At 68.8% G+C, this 17,189-nt stretch carries 12 protein-coding genes; 9 read left to right on the top strand and 3 right to left on the bottom strand.

Features of this window, described 5'->3' with window-relative positions; translation table 11 throughout:
• Positions 1–124: 124 nt before the first annotated feature.
• The 5 genes from H0X91_RS18875 to H0X91_RS18855 all read left to right on the top strand — a co-directional run bounded on the left by H0X91_RS18875 (position 125) and on the right by H0X91_RS18855 (position 5,340).
• Positions 125–2,095, top strand: a complete 1,971-nt coding sequence (locus H0X91_RS18875) for an arylsulfatase (protein ID WP_196433229.1) — start codon at positions 125–127, stop codon at positions 2,093–2,095.
• Between the two features lie 16 nt (positions 2,096–2,111).
• Positions 2,112–3,161 carry a formylglycine-generating enzyme family protein gene (locus H0X91_RS18870; RefSeq protein ID WP_006495704.1) on the top strand — a complete coding sequence of 350 codons (1,050 nt, stop codon included), beginning with the start codon at positions 2,112–2,114 and terminating at the stop codon, positions 3,159–3,161.
• The gene (locus H0X91_RS18865) at positions 3,158–3,970 is read left to right on the top strand and encodes a MetQ/NlpA family lipoprotein (protein ID WP_006484322.1); all 813 of its coding nucleotides are present in this window, start codon (positions 3,158–3,160) and stop codon (positions 3,968–3,970) included. The genes H0X91_RS18870 and H0X91_RS18865 overlap by 4 nt, the downstream gene beginning before the upstream one ends.
• Complete coding sequence (locus H0X91_RS18860) at positions 3,964–4,950, top strand: YkgJ family cysteine cluster protein (protein WP_034202776.1); 987 nt, start codon at positions 3,964–3,966, stop codon at positions 4,948–4,950. The genes H0X91_RS18865 and H0X91_RS18860 overlap by 7 nt, the downstream gene beginning before the upstream one ends.
• Before the next feature lie 63 nt (positions 4,951–5,013).
• Entirely contained in the window at positions 5,014–5,340 is a 327-nt protein-coding gene (locus tag H0X91_RS18855; protein WP_006484329.1) for an antibiotic biosynthesis monooxygenase family protein, read from the top strand.
• 10 nt (positions 5,341–5,350) lie between these two features.
• On the opposite strand, the gene H0X91_RS18850 is transcribed toward H0X91_RS18855, so the two are convergent.
• Complete coding sequence (locus H0X91_RS18850) at positions 5,351–6,259, bottom strand: hypothetical protein (protein WP_060212815.1); 909 nt, start codon at positions 6,257–6,259, stop codon at positions 5,351–5,353.
• A gap of 154 nt (positions 6,260–6,413) precedes the next feature.
• Complete coding sequence (locus H0X91_RS18845) at positions 6,414–7,346, bottom strand: LysR family transcriptional regulator (RefSeq protein WP_006484336.1); 933 nt, start codon at positions 7,344–7,346, stop codon at positions 6,414–6,416.
• A gap of 206 nt (positions 7,347–7,552) precedes the next feature.
• On the opposite strand from H0X91_RS18845, the gene H0X91_RS18840 reads away from it, so the two are divergent.
• The 4 genes from H0X91_RS18840 to pdeR all read left to right on the top strand — a co-directional run bounded on the left by H0X91_RS18840 (position 7,553) and on the right by pdeR (position 16,047).
• Entirely contained in the window at positions 7,553–8,326 is a 774-nt protein-coding gene (locus H0X91_RS18840; protein WP_006484320.1) for a putative hydro-lyase, read from the top strand.
• A gap of 83 nt (positions 8,327–8,409) precedes the next feature.
• Positions 8,410–9,708, top strand: a complete 1,299-nt coding sequence (locus H0X91_RS18835) for an MFS transporter (protein ID WP_006484334.1) — start codon at positions 8,410–8,412, stop codon at positions 9,706–9,708.
• 128 nt (positions 9,709–9,836) lie between these two features.
• Entirely contained in the window at positions 9,837–13,475 is a 3,639-nt protein-coding gene (locus H0X91_RS18830) for a hydantoinase B/oxoprolinase family protein (RefSeq protein ID WP_006495699.1), read from the top strand.
• A gap of 568 nt (positions 13,476–14,043) precedes the next feature.
• Complete coding sequence (gene pdeR / locus H0X91_RS18825; RefSeq protein WP_006495698.1) at positions 14,044–16,047, top strand: cyclic di-GMP phosphodiesterase; 2,004 nt, start codon at positions 14,044–14,046, stop codon at positions 16,045–16,047.
• 48 nt (positions 16,048–16,095) lie between these two features.
• On the opposite strand, the gene H0X91_RS18820 is transcribed toward pdeR, so the two are convergent.
• Entirely contained in the window at positions 16,096–16,959 is an 864-nt protein-coding gene (locus tag H0X91_RS18820) for a crotonase/enoyl-CoA hydratase family protein (protein WP_006488766.1), read from the bottom strand.
• Positions 16,960–17,189 lie beyond the last annotated feature (230 nt).

Below are 17,189 nucleotides of genomic sequence, written 5' to 3'. Positions count from 1 at the left end.
CGACGCGTGGCGGACGATACGCGTCGCATATTCCCCCACCCCGTTAGCATGTGACGAATCCGACTTTGGGCGCTGCGCGGGCGACGCTAAGATCGCCGCTCCCGTAGATCGAGCGTCAACAAGAATGAAAAAGTCCGCTTCGCCGTTGCATGCCTTTCGTTTCCGTGTCGTTTGCGCCGCGATTGCCGGCGCGGTGTCGCTCGCATCGTGCGGCGGCGTCGACAGCGATGCGCCGCCGTCGCAGGCCGGCGCCACGCCAGCGCCCACCCCGACCCAGGCCGCGAAGCGCCCGAACATCCTGTACATCATGGCCGACGATCTCGGCTACTCCGACATCCATGCGTTCGGCGGCGAGATCAACACGCCGAACCTCGACGCGCTCGTCGCATCGGGCCGCATCCTGTCGAACCACCACACGGGCACCGTCTGCGCGATCACGCGCGCGATGCTGGTATCGGGCACCGATCACCATCTCGTCGGCGAAGGCACGATGGGCGTGCCGACCGACGAACGGCGCGGGCTGCCCGGCTACGAGGGCTACCTGAACGATCGCGCGCTGTCGTTCGCGCAACTGCTGAAGGACGCCGGCTATCACACGTACATCGCGGGCAAGTGGCACATCGGCTCGGGCATCGTCGGCAGTACGACGGGCAGCGGGCAAACGCCCGACCAGTGGGGCTTCGAGCGCAGCTACGTGCTGCTCGGCGGCGCGGCGACGAACCACTTCGCGCACGAGCCGGCCGGCTCGTCGAACTACACGGAAGACGGCCGCTACGTGCAGCCGGGCCAGCCCGGGCAGCCGGGCGGCACGGGCGGCAGCCCGGCCGTGTTCTATTCGACCGATTTCTATACGCAGAAGCTGATCTCGTACATCGATGCGAACAAGCAGGACGGCAAGCCGTTCTTCGCGTACGCGGCCTACACGTCGCCGCACTGGCCGCTGCAGGTGCCCGATCCGTGGCTGCACAAATATGCGGGCGTGTACGACGCCGGCTACGATGCGATCCGCAACGCGCGGATCGCGCGGCAGAAGGCGCTCGGCCTGATTCCGGCCGATTTCAAGCCGTTCGACGGGCTGCCCGAGACGACGGTCGCCTCGCCCGCGACCGCGAACAACGGCACGGCCGGCGCGAAGTACATCAACGCGGTGCATTCGGCCGCGGACGGCTACGGCGACTACGGCCCCGGCAAGGTCGACAAGCTGTGGTCGAGCTTGTCGCCGGCCGAGCGCAAGGCGCAGGCGCGCTACATGGAGATCTACGCGGGGATGGTCGAGAACCTCGACTACAACATCGGCCTGCTGATCCAGCACCTGAAGGACATCGGCGAATACGACAACACGTTCATCATGTTCCAGTCGGACAACGGCGCGGAAGGCTGGCCGATCGATTCCGGCGCCGACCCGACCGCGACCGACACCGCGAACGCACAGGAGCCGACCTATTCGGCGCTGGGTACTGACAACGGCAAGCAGAATGCGCAGCGCCTGCAGTACGGGCTGCGCTGGGCGGAAGTGAGCGCGGCGCCGTTCCGGCTCACGAAGGGCTATTCGGGCGAAGGCGGCGTGTCGACGCCGACGATCGTGCACCTGCCGGGCCAGTCGCAGCCGCTGCCGACGCTGCGCGCGTTCACGCACGTGACCGACAACACGGCGACGTTCCTCGCGGTCGCGGGCGTCACGCCGCCGTCGCAGCCGGCGCCGCCGCTCGTCAACACGCTGACGGGCGTCGACCAGAACAAGGGCAAGGTCGTCTACAACAACCGCTACGTGTATCCGGTCACGGGCCAGTCGCTGCTGCCGGTGCTCACCGGTTCGGCGACGGGCGAAGTGCACACGACGCCGTTTGGCGACGAAGCGTACGGCCGCGCGTATCTGCGCAGCGCCGACGGCCGCTGGAAGGCGCTGTGGACCGAGCCGCCGCTCGGCCCGCTCGACGGCCACTGGCAGCTGTACGACCTCGCGTCGGATCGCGGCGAGACGACCGACGTGTCCGCGCAGAATCCGTCGGTGATCGGCACGCTCGTCGACCAGTGGAAGGCCTACATGAGCAACGTCGGCGGCGTCGAGCCGCTGCGTCCGCGCGGCTACTATTGAGCGCGGGAGCGACACGATGCGGTTCCGCTTCTGGACGATCGGCGCGGCGCTGGCCGCCACGCTGTTCGCCGCCGCGTTCGCGGCCGGCTATGCGAACCCGGCGGCGCCGGCAGGCGGCGCGTTCGACGACCTGAATCGCGGCCGCGCGCTTGCGCCGCTCGGTTCGGAGCGCGAGTGCGAACGCTATTCGGGGCTGCCGTCGAAATGGCGCGACGATCCGAAGGCCGGGATGGTGCACCTGCGCGGCGGCGCGTTCGTGTTCGGCAGCACGCGCGGCTATGCGGACGAGCGTCCGGTCGGCGACGGCCGCACGCGCGTCGGCGGCTTCTGGATCGACCAGACCGACGTGACGATCGCGCAGTTCGCCGCGTTCGTGCAGGCCACCGGCTATGTGACCGAGGCCGAGCAGCAGGGCGGCGCGGCGGTGTTTCATGTGCCGACGCGCGACGAGATGAACGCGCGCGACCTCGCATGGTGGTCGTGGGTGAAGGGCGCGTCGTGGCGGCATCCGCGCGGGCCCGGCAGCGACGTGACGGGGCTCGGCAACCTGCCGGTGACGCTCGTCACGCAGCGCGATGCGCTCGCGTATGCGCACTGGCTCGGCCGCGATTTGCCGACCGAGGCCGAATGGGAATACGCGGGCAAGGCCGGCCGCGACGACGCATCGCTCGATGCGGCGCCGCGCGATGCGCAGGGCAAGCCGGCCGCGAACTACTGGCAGGGCGCGTTTCCGGTGCTCGACTCGGCCGAGGATGGCCACGCGGGATTGGCGCCCGTCGGCTGCTATGCGGCGAACGGTTTTCGCCTCTACGACATGATCGGCAATGCGTGGGAATGGACGAAGGACGCGTACACGGGCCCGCATCAATCGCACACGAACGGCGACACGGCGGCCGTCGCACCGCCGACGCGCCGGCACGATACGCCGATGGTGATCAAGGGCGGTTCGTTCCTGTGCTCGCGCGATTACTGCGTGCGCTATCGCGCATCGTCGCGCGAACAGCAGGAAGCCGATCTCGGCGCGTCGCATATCGGGTTTCGCACGATCCTGAGGGACGCGTCATGACGGCGGGCATCGGGCGATTCGTGTCGGCGTGGCTGCTGGCGGCATGCGGCATCGCGCATCATGGTGCGGCGATGGCTGCCGACGCCACTGCACCGGCCGTGCGCGTCGGCGTCACGCGCGGCGTGCATGCGCAGATCCTCGACGAAGTGAAGCGGGTGGCTGCCGCGCGCGGGCTCGGTGTCGACGTCGTCGAATTCGACGATGCGTCGCGCATCGACACGGCGCTGGCCGACGGGCGGATCGACGCGGCCAGTTTCGAGGATGCGCAACAGCTGGCCGCGACTCGCGCACGCCAGCGCGTCGCGCTGACCGAAGTCGCGCCGACCGTCACGCTGCCGATGGCGTTCTATTCGCGCAAGCTGAAGAACCTGAACGAACTGCAACCCGGCGCGACGGTCGCGCTCCCCGCCGATCGGCGCGGGATGGCGCGTGCGCTCGTGCTGCTGCAGAACGACACGCTGGTCACGCTGCGCGAAAAAGCCGGTCTGCATGCGACGCTGCGCGACGTCACCGGCAACCGGCTCGGGCTGAAATTCGTCGCGCTGCGCCGCGACCGGCTTTACGCGGCGCTCGATACGGCCGCGTTCGTCGCGATCGACAGCGACGACGCGGCCCGCTTCGGGCTGCAGCCCGCGCGCGACAGCATCAGCCTGGAGGATGCGCGCTCGCCGTATGCGAACGTGCTGACGGTGCGCGACGCGGATCGCGCGAAGCCGTGGGTCGCACAGCTCGTCGCCGCGTATCACTCGGACGACGTCGCGCGCTTCATCCTCACGCGCTACCAGGATTCGGTGCGGCGGCCGTGGTAGACACCTACCAGCTCGCGTGCAACGCGTGCGGACGCTGCTGCAACAGCGCGCCGACGCTGTCATTGCGCGAACTGTTCCGGCATCGGCATCGCTTCGTCGGCGCATTGACGCTCCGCCGCGTGCCGAAGCGGCGAACGGGCGAACGCTGGCAGGCAGGCGGGCGCGAGCAGACGCTCGATGCGGACGACGTCGCGGCCGCCGATGCGCTGGCGGACCGGCTGTTCCATCGCGGCGGCGGCATGAACGGCGAATGGCTCGCGCTGACGCTGCAAGGCTACGACTATCCGTCGCTGGGCCGCTGCGCGGCGCTCGCCGACGACGGCCGCTGCGGCGTGCACGCGAACAAGCCGTCGATCTGCCGCGCGGTGCCGCTCGATCCGGCGCTGCCCGACCGGTTGCAGGCCCGCGTGCTCGCGGCGCGGCGCGACGATGCGGCGTGGCTGGGCGCGAACTGCATCGTCGAAGCGGGGCACGTGCGGTCTGCCGATGAATCGGTGTTCTCGATTCCGCTGGTGACGGCCGGACAGGTCGCAGACCGCGCGGCGCTCGACGCGCATCGCGCTGCGCTCGTGTTCGAGCGCGCGGTGTGGCGCGACGCCGTGTTCGCGTCGTTGACCGATGGCGGGCAGGACGTGCGTCATGCGCTGTCGCGGCTTGCGCCGGGCGGCTACCTGACCGTGTCGATCGTGCCGGTCCTGCTGGCCGTCGCGCCGGTTTCCGCGCATTGCCGCGCGCTGTGCATCGACTTCATCGACGCCCAGCTCGCGTTGATCGGCGCGAACATCGAAGCGGCGCTCGTGCGCCGGCAGGCGGCCGACCGGCCCGCGACGCACGAATTGCGCGGCTTCGCGCAGGCGCTGGAACGGGCGCGACGGGCGCTCGCGGCCATGCCCGCATCCGCGGTTGGAACGCGTGACGATGCGCCACGCATCGACGCATGGCTCGACGATCGCGTCGACGCCGATCCGCTCGCCGCGTGACGATCGCGGCACGCCGCGCGTGCCTTACACTTGGCGCTCTTTCACTCGTTCGGATGGAGCGGCATGTACGCGTCGACCTTCATTTTTCGTGCCGGGCAGTACGACGACGAATTCCACCGGCTCGACCGGCAGATCGCCGACATGGCGCGTGCGACGCCGGGCTATCTCGGCGAGGAAACGTGGGAGAACGCGGAGGCGGGCCTGATTCAGAACGTCTACTACTGGGAATCCGAGGCGGCGCTGCGGCAGTTGATCCAGCATCCCGCGCATCTCGAAGCCAAGGCGAAGCAGGCGCGCTGGCTGGACGGGTATCGCGTCGTGATTTCGCAGGTGCTTCGCGAGTATGGCGACGGCAAGCTGACGCCGCCGCATGCGGGGGCGTCAGCGTAAGCGTTGCCGGTCAGGCCGCTGCGCCGGCTTCTCCCGGCGCGGCCGGCTCGTTCGCCCTGCGCTCCCAGATCGGGAATGTCGCGTTCTGGATAGACGTCTGCGCGTCGATGACCTTGCGGTGATCGATGCCGGGCAGGTCGAGCAGCCGGTCGATCGCCGCCTTCGCGCCTTCTGCATCCTGCGGGAAGGCGCAGGCGAATTGCTGGTTCGTCTCGAACAGAATCCACCAGACATCCGACGCGAACGGCCCCTGGTCGTTGGTCTCGATCACGATCGCGCCGAGGTCGGACAGCGCGATGCCGCGCATCGCCCCGGTGCCGTCGGTCGCTTCGATGCGCGTGTCGGTTGCCGTTACGGTCCAGCCGTTTTGTCGGGTCGACGATCGCGCGGCATTCGATCGGGCCGTGCTGCAGGCGACTGCGCCAGTGCCGGTACCAGTACCAGTGCCAGTGCCAGTGCCGGTCGGCGCGGCCCCACCCGCGGCACCGGCCGCAACGCTCGGCGCCACGCCATCCTGCCGTTCGCGTCCGCCGATCCACGGCAGCGCGGCGGCGCCCACCATCGCCGCGATCCATAAGTAGTACCCGGCCCCGAACGTGCGGATCGTTTCGTAGTTCGCATCGGTCGGGATCGTATGCCACCCGAGCGCAAAGACCACGACCCCGGCCAGCAGTGCGGACACTGTACGGCTCGGCCTGAGCAGCGCGACGACGAGCAACGGGTTGCCGAGCCACGCGAATTGCAGGTCGAGGATCGCGAGCCCGCCGAGCGCGAGCACCGTGTAGCCGTGCCACCAGCTCACCGCGCCGGCCGCATTCGGCGGTTCGGCCGCGACGGGCAGCAGCAGCGACGCGATGTACGACGCGACGATCACGACACGCGCGAGGTTCAGGCGGGGCGAAGCGGAGCGAATCTGCATGTTGCCTTCTCGTTGTGCACGATCATGCGAAGCGACGAATGGCGGATGGCCGGGCCGTCATTCACGATGCGCGGGCCGACGTGGCGACGCGCCGAACGCGATTGTGGGCGATTCGCGCGGCGATGTCGAACGTGCGTCGTCCACCGCTGCGCCGTCACAGCGCTTCGACCAGCAACCGCGTGCTCTTCTCGCAATACTCGTGACATGCCGCGCGCGCGGCGATCGACGCACCGTGCACGAACCTGGGCGCGTCGGCCCGCCGCGACATCGACACGACGATCGACGGCGGCGACGGCTGCAGCGGCAACTCGACGACTTCGCCGCGCTCGATCAGCGCATCGACGAACAGCACCGGAATCGCGGCGACGCCGAAACCGTCGCGCACCAGCTGCACGATCACCGAGATCGACGGCGATCCGGTGATGCGCGTCTCCGACAGCGGCACGCCATGCGCGTGCGCGAGCGTGCGGACGATGTCTTCCAGCGCGCGATGGGGCGCGGTGCCGCGCCCGTAGGTGAGGATCGGCTGGCGCAGCACCTGCCGCGCGAGGCCGGTGCGCGTGTTCGGCAGCAGCCCGGCGCGGGCGATCCAGCGTACCGGGTAGTTTGCGAGCGCGTCGCACACGACCGACGCTTCGTCGCTGCCTTCCACGCGGATGATCAGGTCGAGTTCTCCCGCCATCAGCCGGCGCTGCAGCACGACGCTGACGTCGACGGTCAGGTCGATCTCGAGCTGCGGATAGTCGGCCGCGAGGCGCCGCATGTAGTGCGGCAGCCAGCTGTGCACGACCGTCTCGATCACGCCGAGCCGCAGCTTGCCGCGCAGCGCGCTTTCGCCGGACGCGGCGGCCTGCAGTTCCTGCGTCGCCTCGACCACGGCTTTCGCATAGCCGAGCAGGTATTCGCCGTTCGGCGTGAGCCGGAACGCGCGGCTGTCGCGATCGACGAGTACCGTCTGCAGTTCGTCCTCGAGCGCCTTCAAGCGCTGCGAGATCGCGGCCGGCGTCGCATGCAGCGCCGCCGCGGTCGTGCGGAAGTTGCGCAGCTTCGCGAGCGTGACGAAGGTTTCGAGAAAACGTGTGTTCATGGCGGTCGGGCGAGGCAGTGGATGCGCAGCTTGCCGGCGACGAAAAGTGAACGGGACCGGGGAAAACCCGCAGATCCGTTAAGAAATTCTATACAACAGGCGCAAAAAAACTCGTTGGCGACAAAATTTTTTCCTTTCTATTCTTCGCCATATCCAATGACACACCACCGTCATCCCCACGCCATCCCGATCTGCGACCGACCATCATGACGCCTTCCGAATTCCGCCAGTCCGTGCGCCGCGGCGCGTTCCGCGGCCCGACCGCCGGCCATTGCGGCCCGTTTGCCCAGGCGAACCTGGCGATCCTGCCCGACGCGTACGCGCACGATTTCCTGCGCTTCTGCCAGGCGAACCCGAAGGCCTGCCCGCTGCTGGGCGTCGGCGAACCGGGCGCGTTCCGGATCGCCGCGCTCGGCGAGGATCTCGACATTCGCACCGACGTGCCGAGCTACAACGTATACAGGGACGGCCGGCTGACCGAGCGCGTCGAGTCGCTCGAAGCGCTGTGGCAAGACGATTTCGTCGTATTTGCGATCGGCTGCTCGTTCTCGTTCGAGGACATGCTGGCCCGCGAAGGGATCGGGCTGCGCCACGTCGAGGAGGGGCGCAACGTGCCGATGTACCGCACGTCGATCGCGAACCGCCGCGCGGGGATCTTCGGCGGCCAGCTGGTCGTGTCGATGCGGCCGCTGCGCGGCGCCGACGCGATCCGCGCGGTGCAGATCACTAGCCGGTTCCCGGGCGTGCACGGCGCGCCGATCCATATCGGCCACCCGCGGGAACTGGGCATCGACGATCTGAACGCGCCCGAATTCGGCGACGCGGTGACGATCCGCGACGGCGAGCTGCCGGTGTTCTGGGCGTGCGGCGTGACGCCGCAAACCGCGCTGATGGACGCGAAGCTGCCGATCGCGATCGCGCATACGCCCGGCCACATGCTGATGACCGACATCACGAACGCATCGCTGGCCGTGTTCTGACCGGCCGGCCACCCCGTACGGGACATACCGCGACATACCGCACCACAAGCCATTTGACGGCGCATCACGACAGGAGCACCACCATGGAAAGCAAGACCCTCGCGGCGCCCGCCGCCGAGCCCGCGAGCCGCGAGCGCAGCGGCCTGTTCTCGTGGTACGCGGATGCGCAGCCGCGCGAGCGCCGCGCATTCTGGAGCTGCAAGGTCGGCTACATGCTCGACGGGATGGACACGCAGATGCTGTCGTTCGTGATCCCGACGCTCGTCGCGACCTGGGGCATCTCGCTCGCCGACGCGGGCTTCATCGGCACGATCACGCTGCTCGCGTCGGCGCTCGGCGGCTGGATCGCCGGCATCCTGTCCGACCGGATCGGCCGCGTGCGCACGCTGCAGCTGACGGTGCTGTGGTTCGCGGTGTTCACCGCGCTGTGCGGGCTCGCGCAGAACTACCACCAGCTGGTCGCGGCGCGCGCGCTGATGGGCTTCGGCTTCGGCGGCGAATGGACGGCCGGCGCGGTGCTGATCGGCGAAGTGATCCGCGCGCGCGACCGCGGCAGGGCGGTCGGCCTCGTGCAGTCGGGCTGGGCGATCGGCTGGGGGCTGTGCGCGCTGCTGTATGCGCTGCTGTTCTCGGTGCTGCCGGCCGAGCAGGCGTGGCGCGCGCTGTTCCTGGTCGGGCTCGCGCCCGCGCTGCTGGTCGTCGCGATCCGCCGCTACGTGAAGGAGCCGGACGTCTACGAGAAGGAGAAGGCCGCGCAGGCGAAGGTGGCCGACGCGCCGCGCCTTACCGAGATCTTCGCGCCGAAGCTGATCACGACGACGCTGCGCGCGGCATTGCTGACGACCGGCGCGCAGGGCGGCTACTACGCGATCACGACGTGGCTGCCGACCTTCCTGAAGACCGAACGGCACCTCACGGTGATGGGTACCGGCGGCTATCTCGCGATGATCATCTTCGGCTCGTGGGTCGGCTACCTGACGAGCGCGTACCTGACCGACCGCCTCGGCCGCAAGCCGAACTTCATCCTGTTCGCGGTCGGCTCGATGGTGATCGCCTTCGCGTACACGTCGCTGAACCTGACCAACGCGTCGATGCTGTGGCTCGGCTTTCCGCTCGGCTTCTTCGCATCGGGCATCTTCTCGGGGATGGGCGCGTTCCTCACCGAGCTGTTCCCGACCCGCGTGCGCGGCTCCGGCCAGGGTTTCTGCTACAACGTGGGCCGCGCGATCGGTGCGCTGTTCCCGTTCCTGATCGGCGCGCTGTCCAAGCAATACGGGCTCGGCATGAGCATCGGCATCTTCGCGGTCGCCGCCTACGGCGTGGTGATCGTCGCCGCGCTGACGCTGCCCGAGACCCGCGGCCGCGAACTCGACGCCGCCTGACCGACGGCAGCGGCGGGGCGGCCCGCCCCGCGTGTTTCTTCCCCCTTCATCGACCCCGTGACACGGCGCGCGACGCGCGCCGTGCGGCGGCGTTCGTCCCTCGATTCAACGACGCATCGACCGACACCATGACTGACCGACACCTTTCCTCCGTTCCCTCCGACGCCGCGCGCTGGCAATTCTGGATCGACCGCGGCGGCACGTTCACCGACATCGTCGCGCGGCGGCCCGACGGCACGCTCGTCACGCACAAGCTGCTGTCGGAGAACCCCGAGCAGTATCGCGACGCGGCCGTGGCCGGCATCCGCCACCTGCTCGGCCTCGCGGCCGGCGAGCCGATCACGCCCGCGCAGGTCGACATGGTGAAGATGGGCACGACGGTCGCGACCAACGCGCTGCTCGAACGCAAGGGCGAGCGCACCGCGCTGGCCACGACGCGCGGCTTTCGCGACGTGCTGCGCATCGCGTACCAGAACCGGCCGCGCCTGTTCGATCTCGACATCGTGCTGCCCGACGCGCTGTACGAGACGGTCGTCGAGATCGACGAACGCGTCGGCGCGCATGGCGACGTGGTCGTGCCGCTCGATGTTCAGGGTGCCGAAGCGTCGTTGCGCCGCGTGTTCGACAGTGGCGTGCGTGCGCTCGCGATCGTGCTGATCCACGGCTACCGCCATACCGCGCACGAACGGATGCTGGCCGAGCTCGCGCGCCGCATCGGCTTCACGCAGGTGTCGGTGTCGCACGAGGTGTCGCCGCTGATGAAGATGGTGTCGCGCGGCGATACGACCGTGGTCGACGCGTACCTGTCGCCGATCCTGCGCCGCTACGTCGAGCAGGTCGCGCACGAGATGCCGGGCGTAAACCTGCAGTTCATGCAGAGCAGCGGCGGCCTCACGCGCGCCGATGCGTTCCAGGGCAAGGACGCGATCCTGTCGGGCCCGGCCGGCGGCATCGTCGGGATGGTGCGCGCGGCGCGCGCGGCCGGCTTCGAGCAGGTGATCGGTTTCGACATGGGCGGCACGTCGACCGACGTGTCGCACTACAACGGCGAATTCGAGCGCGAGTTCGAGACGCAGGTGGCCGGCGTGCGGATGCGCGCGCCGATGATGAGCATCCACACGGTCGCGGCCGGCGGCGGCTCGGTGCTCGGCTTCGACGGCGCGCGGCTGCGCGTCGGCCCCGAATCGGCCGGCGCGAACCCGGGGCCGGCCGCGTACCGGCGCGGCGGCCCGCTGACGGTGACCGACTGCAACGTGATGCTCGGCAAGATCCAGCCCGATCATTTCCCGCGCGTGTTCGGCCCGCATGCGGACCAGCCGCTCGACCGCGACGGCGTGGTCGCGAAGTTCGCGGCGCTCGCCGATGAAATCCACGCGGCGACCGGCCGGCGCGAGACGCCCGAGGCGCTCGCCGAAGGCTTCCTGGAAATCGCGATCGGCAGCATGGCGAACGCGATCAAGAAGATTTCCGTGCAGCGCGGCCACGACGTGTCGCGCTACGTGCTGACGACGTTCGGCGGCGCGGGCGGCCAGCACGCGTGCGGCGTGGCCGATGCGCTCGGGATGACGCAGGTGTTCGCGCATCCGCTCGCGGGCGTGCTGTCCGCATACGGGATGGGGCTGGCCGACCAGACCGCGATGCGCGAGCGCGCGGTGGAAGCCGTGTTGTCCGACGCATCGCTGCCGGCGCTGAACGCGGCGCTCGACCGGCTCGCCGACGAGGCCATCGGCGCACTGCTCGAACAGGGCGTGGCGCCGGAGCGGATCGCGACCGAGCGGCGCGTGCACCTGCGCTACCAGGGCACCGATTCGGCGCTCGACGTGCCGGCCGGCAGCGTCGCCGCGATGCAGCAGGCGTTCGAGGCCGCGTACCGGCAGCGCTACGCATTCCTGATGCCCGGCACGCCGCTGGTGGCCGAACTGGCGTCGGTCGAGGCGATCGGCCGCTCGGACGCGCCGGTCGACATCGCGCCGCTCGCGCCGCGCGAGGCTGGCGCGGCGCCGCAAGCGCACGCGGCCGTGCGCTTTTATTCCGGCGGCCGGTGGCACGACGCGGCGCTGGTCGTGCGCGACACGCTGCGCGCCGGCGACGCGATCGACGGCCCGGCGATCGTCGCGGAGCAGAACGGCACGACCGTCGTCGAGCCCGGCTGGCGCGCCGCGATGACCGCGCAGGGCAACCTCGTGCTGACGCGCACGACGCCGCTGCCGACGCGCCGCTCGCTCGGCACCGACGCCGACCCGGTGCGGCTCGAGATCTTCAACAACCTGTTCATGTCGATCGCCGAGCAGATGGGGCTGCGGCTGCAGAACACCGCGTACTCGGTGAACATCAAGGAGCGGCTCGACTTCTCGTGCGCGATCTTCGACGGCGACGGCAACCTGATCGCGAACGCGCCGCACATGCCCGTGCACCTCGGCTCGATGGGCGAAAGCATCCGCACGGTGATCGAGCGCAACCGCGGCCGCATGCGCGACGGCGACGTGTTCATGCTGAACGACCCGTATCACGGCGGCACGCACCTGCCGGACGTGACGGTCATCACGCCGGTGTTCGCGGACGGCTCGGACGCACCGCTGTTCTACGTCGGCTCGCGCGGCCACCACGCGGACATCGGCGGCACGACGCCGGGCTCGATGCCGCCCGATTCGACCCATATCGACGAGGAAGGCGTGCTGATCGACAACTGGCAGCTCGTGTCGGCCGGCGTGCTGCGCGACGCCGAGACGCGCGCGCTGCTGGCATCCGGCCGCTACCCGGCGCGCAACGTCGAGCAGAACATGGCCGACCTGCGCGCGCAGGTCGCCGCGAACCAGAAGGGCGTCGACGAACTGCGCCGAATGGTCGCGCAGTTCGGCCGCGACGTCGTGCTCGCGTTCATGGGGCACGTGCAGGACAACGCGGAAGAAGCGGTGCGGCGCGTGATCGGCGCGCTGCAGGACGGCGCGTACCGCTATCCGCTCGACAACGGCGCGGAGATTCGCGTCGCGATCCGCGTCGATCGCGCGGCGCGGCGTGCGGAGATCGATTTCACCGGCACGTCCGCGCAGCTCGGCAACAATTTCAACGCGCCGAAGGCCGTCTGCATGGCCGCGGTGCTGTACGTGTTCCGCACGCTGGTCGGCGACGACATTCCGTTGAACGCCGGCTGCCTGAAGCCGCTGACCGTGATCGTGCCGGCCCGCTCGATGCTCAATCCCGAGTATCCGGCGGCCGTCGTGTCGGGCAACGTCGAGACGTCGTCGGCGATCACCAACGCGCTGTACGGCGCGCTCGGCTGCGTCGCGTCGAGCCAGGGAACGATGAACAACTTCACATTCGGTAACCATCAGTACCAGTACTACGAGACGATCGCCGGCGGCAGCGGCGCGGGCAACGGCTTCGCGGGCGTCGGCGCGGTGCAGACGCACATGACGAACTCGCGGCTCACCGATCCGGAGGTGCTCGAATGGCGCTATCCGGTGCGGCTCGATTCGCACCGGATCCGCGCCGGCTCGGGCGGTGGCGGGCGCTGGCGCGGCGGCGACGGCGCGGTGCGACGGATCCGCTTCCTGGAGCCGATGACCGCGTCGATCCTGTCGAACAACCGGATCCACGCGCCGTTCGGCGCGGCGGGCGGCGAAGCCGGCGCGCTCGGCCGCAACACGATCGAGCGGGCGGACGGCACGGTCGAGGTGCTCGATCACATCGGCCGCGCGCAGATGGCGCCGGGCGACGTGTTCGTCGTCGAAACGCCGGGCGGCGGCGGTTACGGCGCGGCCGGCTGAGCCGCGTACCCGGCGCCTGGCGCGGACGTCCCGCGCCGGGCGCGGGGAGACTATTGCAACGAACTGTGGAATAAAGCCGCGCATTCACGCGCGAACGGAATCAAAAATGGCGGAAAACCGGATGGCGGCATGTGATTCGACCCTGCCGCGACGGCCGCCCCGAAGATCCGTCCCCTTATCCATGAATCGGCCGCAAATGCCCGCCAGACGGGGCTTCCGGGCCGTCTCGCCGGCCCCGATTCGCCGCGTGTCATCCGCTCCGTCGCAGGCTGCCAATCATGAAAAATCCGGCTTGCCAATCGAGTCCCGATTCCTTGACACTCTGCTCTAAATGTGAGTGCCAATCCTCATCGTCATTTGATAAGATGGCTCTCATCATTCGTAAGGCAGAACCTGCGCGTCACGCGCGAACGCCGGTCGCATTAGCTGGAAACAAGGACGGGACGAGGCCCGCTGTCACGGCAATCACGGCTGCCCTGCCGGGCACGCGCATGGCGCGGCCCGGGAAGGCGGTCGGCCCACTCGCCTCCGACTACACTGTGCGTTTTTTCTGGATCGGGGCGTGTCCATGGATGACGAAAACGATAGCGCGGTGCTCGAGGCGCACGTCGGTACGCGCAGCCCCTGCTGGCGTCTCGGCAGCGACAGCAACGCGCTCGAACTGGCCGCGGTCCGCGGCCTGACCAACGTCGCGATCGCGCTGACGGTCGAGCAGGCCGCGCGCATCCGCGCGCTGACCGGCGTCACGTCGCACCTCGTGCTCGACATCGTGCTGTTCGGCAACCCGGTCAGCCTCCATCTCGTCGGCAGGAAGGTCAATACGGTCGACTGGGCCGGCACGGCGTCCGCCTATTCCGATACCGAATCCGTCGCCGGCGACCTGTCGCACGGGCTCGCGTTCGCCGAGCAGGTCGTGTCCGAAGTGAATTCGCTCGTCGTGATCCTCGACCGCAACGGGATGGTGCAGCGCTTCAACCGCCTGTGCGAGGAAGTGACGGGCAAGCGCGAGGTCGACGTGATCGGCCGCAGCGCGTTCGAGCTGTTCATGAGCCCCGAGCAAGGCGCGCAGTCGCGCAGCAACATCACGGGCTTCTTCGCGAGCAACCAGTCGTTCGCGGTCGAGCGCTACATCAACACGGTCAACGGGCCGCGCCTGTTCCAGTTCCGCAACAAGTTCGTGCAGAGCGGCAGCGGCGTCGACGAGCAGTACCTGATCTGCTCGGGCATCGACATCACCGAGGAGCGCAACGCGCAGCAGCGGCTCACCGAGCTCGCGAACACCGACGTGCTCACCGGGCTGCCGAACCGCCATGCGATCAGCGAGCGCATCCACGCGGCGATCGCCGCGGAGAGCGAGCAGACGCGCGGGCAGGTCGGCATCCTGTTCCTCGATCTCGACAACTTCAAGCGCGTCAACGATCACTACGGGCACATCACCGGCGACCGCCTGCTGCAGGACGTGTCGGCGATCATCAGCGGCTGCCTGCCGTCCGGCGCGACGCTCGCGCGGCTCGGCGGCGACGAATTCCTCGTGCTGTTCGAACAGGGCACGCGCCCGCTGCTCGAAGCGACCGCGCAGATCATCCTCGAGCGGCTGCGCACGCCGATCCATCTCGGGCTGATGGAGGTCTACACGAGCTGCTCGATCGGCATCGCGATGCATCCGCAGCACGGCGATTCGCTCGAGACGCTGATCCGCAGCGCCGATACCGCAATGTACGTCGCGAAGGAAGAGGGCAAGCATACGTATCGTGTGTTCTCGCTGGAGATGAACCAGAAGGTCGCGAAGTACATGTGGCTCGACACGAACCTGCGCAAGGCGCTCGAGGAAGAGCAGTTCGTGCTGCATTACCAGCCGGTCGTCGATATCGCGACGGGCGACGTGCACGGCGTCGAGGCGCTGATCCGCTGGCAGTCGCCCGATCGCGGGCTCGTCGCGCCGGTCGAGTTCATCCGTTTCGCGGAAGAGTCGGGGCTGATCGCGCCGCTCGGACGCTGGGTGATGCGCACGGCAGCCGCGCAGGCCGCCGCGTGGAAGGCGAAGGGGCTCGGCATCCGGATCGCGGTGAACGTGTCCGCGCGGCAGTTGCAGGACATGAACATCGTGCATCAGTTCGCGTCGATTCTCGACGGCGCGGGGCTCAAGCCCGGCCTGCTCGACATCGAGCTGACCGAGAGCTGCTTCATCGAGGACGAGGACGCGGCCATCGGGCTGATGCGGCAGTTCCGCCAGCTCGGCGCGGAGATCCATCTCGACGATTTCGGCACCGGCTATTCGTCGCTGTCGCAGTTGTCGCGGCTGCCGCTCGACGCGATCAAGCTCGACCGCACCTTCATCACGGCGATCGACCGCAATCCGCGCTCGCAGGCGCTGGTGCGCTCGGTCGTGTCGCTCGCGAAGGCGCTGAATTTCGCGGTGGTCGCCGAAGGCGTCGAAACGCATGCGGAAGCCGAATTCCTCAAGCAGCTCGACGTCGATCACGCGCAGGGCTACTACTACGCGCGGCCGATGCCGGCGCAGGCGTTCGAGGCGTGGCTCGCGGAGACGAGAAAGCTCAGGCTGATCGCCTGAGCGTCGTTCCGGACAAGGCGCCGCCGGCCGTCGGCGGCGCCCGTCGCATTACACCGTGCGCAGCTTCGACACGCGCCGGTTCTGCAGCATCACCAGGCGTTCCATGTACGCGAGGTCCTTCGGCTCGATCGTGAACGCCGCATGGACCCACGCTTCCGTGATGTCCATCAGCTCCGAGCGCGACAGCTGGAACACGCGTTCGCGGGCGCGCAGCATCGCACGGATGCCGTTCAGCTTGGGCTTCGTCACGTCGATGAAGGTGCGCGTCGCGAGATACGCGTCACCGGCGTCGAACGTCTCGTCGATCAGCCCGCAGTCTTCGTACCACTCTGCCGCATGCGCTTCGCCGGTCGCGATCAGCGATTCCGCGAGGCCGCGGTTCGCCTTGCGCGCGACCAGCGAATAGCCGCCCATGCCCGGGAACAGGTTGAACGCGATCTCGGGGAACCCGAGTTTCACGCCCTTCTGCGCGAGCACGTAGTGATGCGCGAGCGCGGCCTCGAAGCCGCCGCCGAGCGCGCTGCCCTCGACCATCGCGATCGAGATCGCGCCGGTGCCGAAGCCCGTGTAGATCTCGTACACGCCGTCGATGCACGAGCGCGCATAGGCCATCAGCTGGTCGCGCCGGCCGCTGCGGATCGCGTCGACGAAGAAACTCAGGTCGCCGCCGACGTTGAACAGCTCGGGGACGAGCGAGCCCGTCACCCAGAAGTCGAACGTGAGGCCCGAGTCGCGTGCGACGCGCGCGAGATGGATGATGTCGGTGACGAGTTGCTGGTTGAAACACGGCCGCGGCTCCGATCGCAGCATCATCCACATGACGTTACGGCCTTCTTCGTAGAAGGCCGTCAGTTGCGAGAGTTCGCCGGCTTCGTAAAACGGCCGGCACGCCGGATGGGATTGGAGTTGCATGGTATGTCCTCGTGAGATGTGGTTTTAAAGACCGTCGCGCCATGCGCCATGCGGGTATCGGGTTGCCCGCCGGGGCGCCTGGCGCGAGGCATCGCCATTGTTGCGCGCGCACAAAAGTCGAATTGCGGGGAACAACGCACGACCGGGACACCGGTGCGGCTTGCGTTCGGGCGAAAGGACGGGTGACGACGGACGGAGAGACGAGGGGCTGAGGTCGGTGGGTGGGGGGA

It is taken from the genome of Burkholderia sp. 9777_1386 (assembly GCF_015712265.1).
In the GTDB taxonomy this organism is placed as follows: Bacteria; Pseudomonadota; Gammaproteobacteria; order Burkholderiales; family Burkholderiaceae; genus Burkholderia; species Burkholderia cenocepacia.
This window is presented reverse-complemented; position numbering and strand designations above follow the sequence as displayed.

Bases quoted from the DNA above. Each gene is read 5' to 3' on its own strand.
- H0X91_RS18875 (WP_196433229.1), top strand. From the start codon at position 125: ATGAAAAAGTCCGCTTCGCCGTTGCATGCCTTTCGTTTCCGTGTCGTT.
- H0X91_RS18870 (WP_006495704.1), top strand. From the start codon at position 2,112: ATGCGGTTCCGCTTCTGGACGATCGGCGCGGCGCTGGCCGCCACGCTG.
- H0X91_RS18865 (WP_006484322.1), top strand. From the start codon at position 3,158: ATGACGGCGGGCATCGGGCGATTCGTGTCGGCGTGGCTGCTGGCGGCA.
- H0X91_RS18855 (WP_006484329.1), top strand. From the start codon at position 5,014: ATGTACGCGTCGACCTTCATTTTTCGTGCCGGGCAGTACGACGACGAA.
- H0X91_RS18850 (WP_060212815.1), bottom strand. From the start codon at position 6,259: ATGCAGATTCGCTCCGCTTCGCCCCGCCTGAACCTCGCGCGTGTCGTG.
- H0X91_RS18845 (WP_006484336.1), bottom strand. From the start codon at position 7,346: ATGAACACACGTTTTCTCGAAACCTTCGTCACGCTCGCGAAGCTGCGC.
- H0X91_RS18840 (WP_006484320.1), top strand. From the start codon at position 7,553: ATGACGCCTTCCGAATTCCGCCAGTCCGTGCGCCGCGGCGCGTTCCGC.
- H0X91_RS18835 (WP_006484334.1), top strand. From the start codon at position 8,410: ATGGAAAGCAAGACCCTCGCGGCGCCCGCCGCCGAGCCCGCGAGCCGC.
- H0X91_RS18830 (WP_006495699.1), top strand. From the start codon at position 9,837: ATGACTGACCGACACCTTTCCTCCGTTCCCTCCGACGCCGCGCGCTGG.
- pdeR (WP_006495698.1), top strand. From the start codon at position 14,044: ATGGATGACGAAAACGATAGCGCGGTGCTCGAGGCGCACGTCGGTACG.
- H0X91_RS18820 (WP_006488766.1), bottom strand. From the start codon at position 16,959: ATGCAACTCCAATCCCATCCGGCGTGCCGGCCGTTTTACGAAGCCGGC.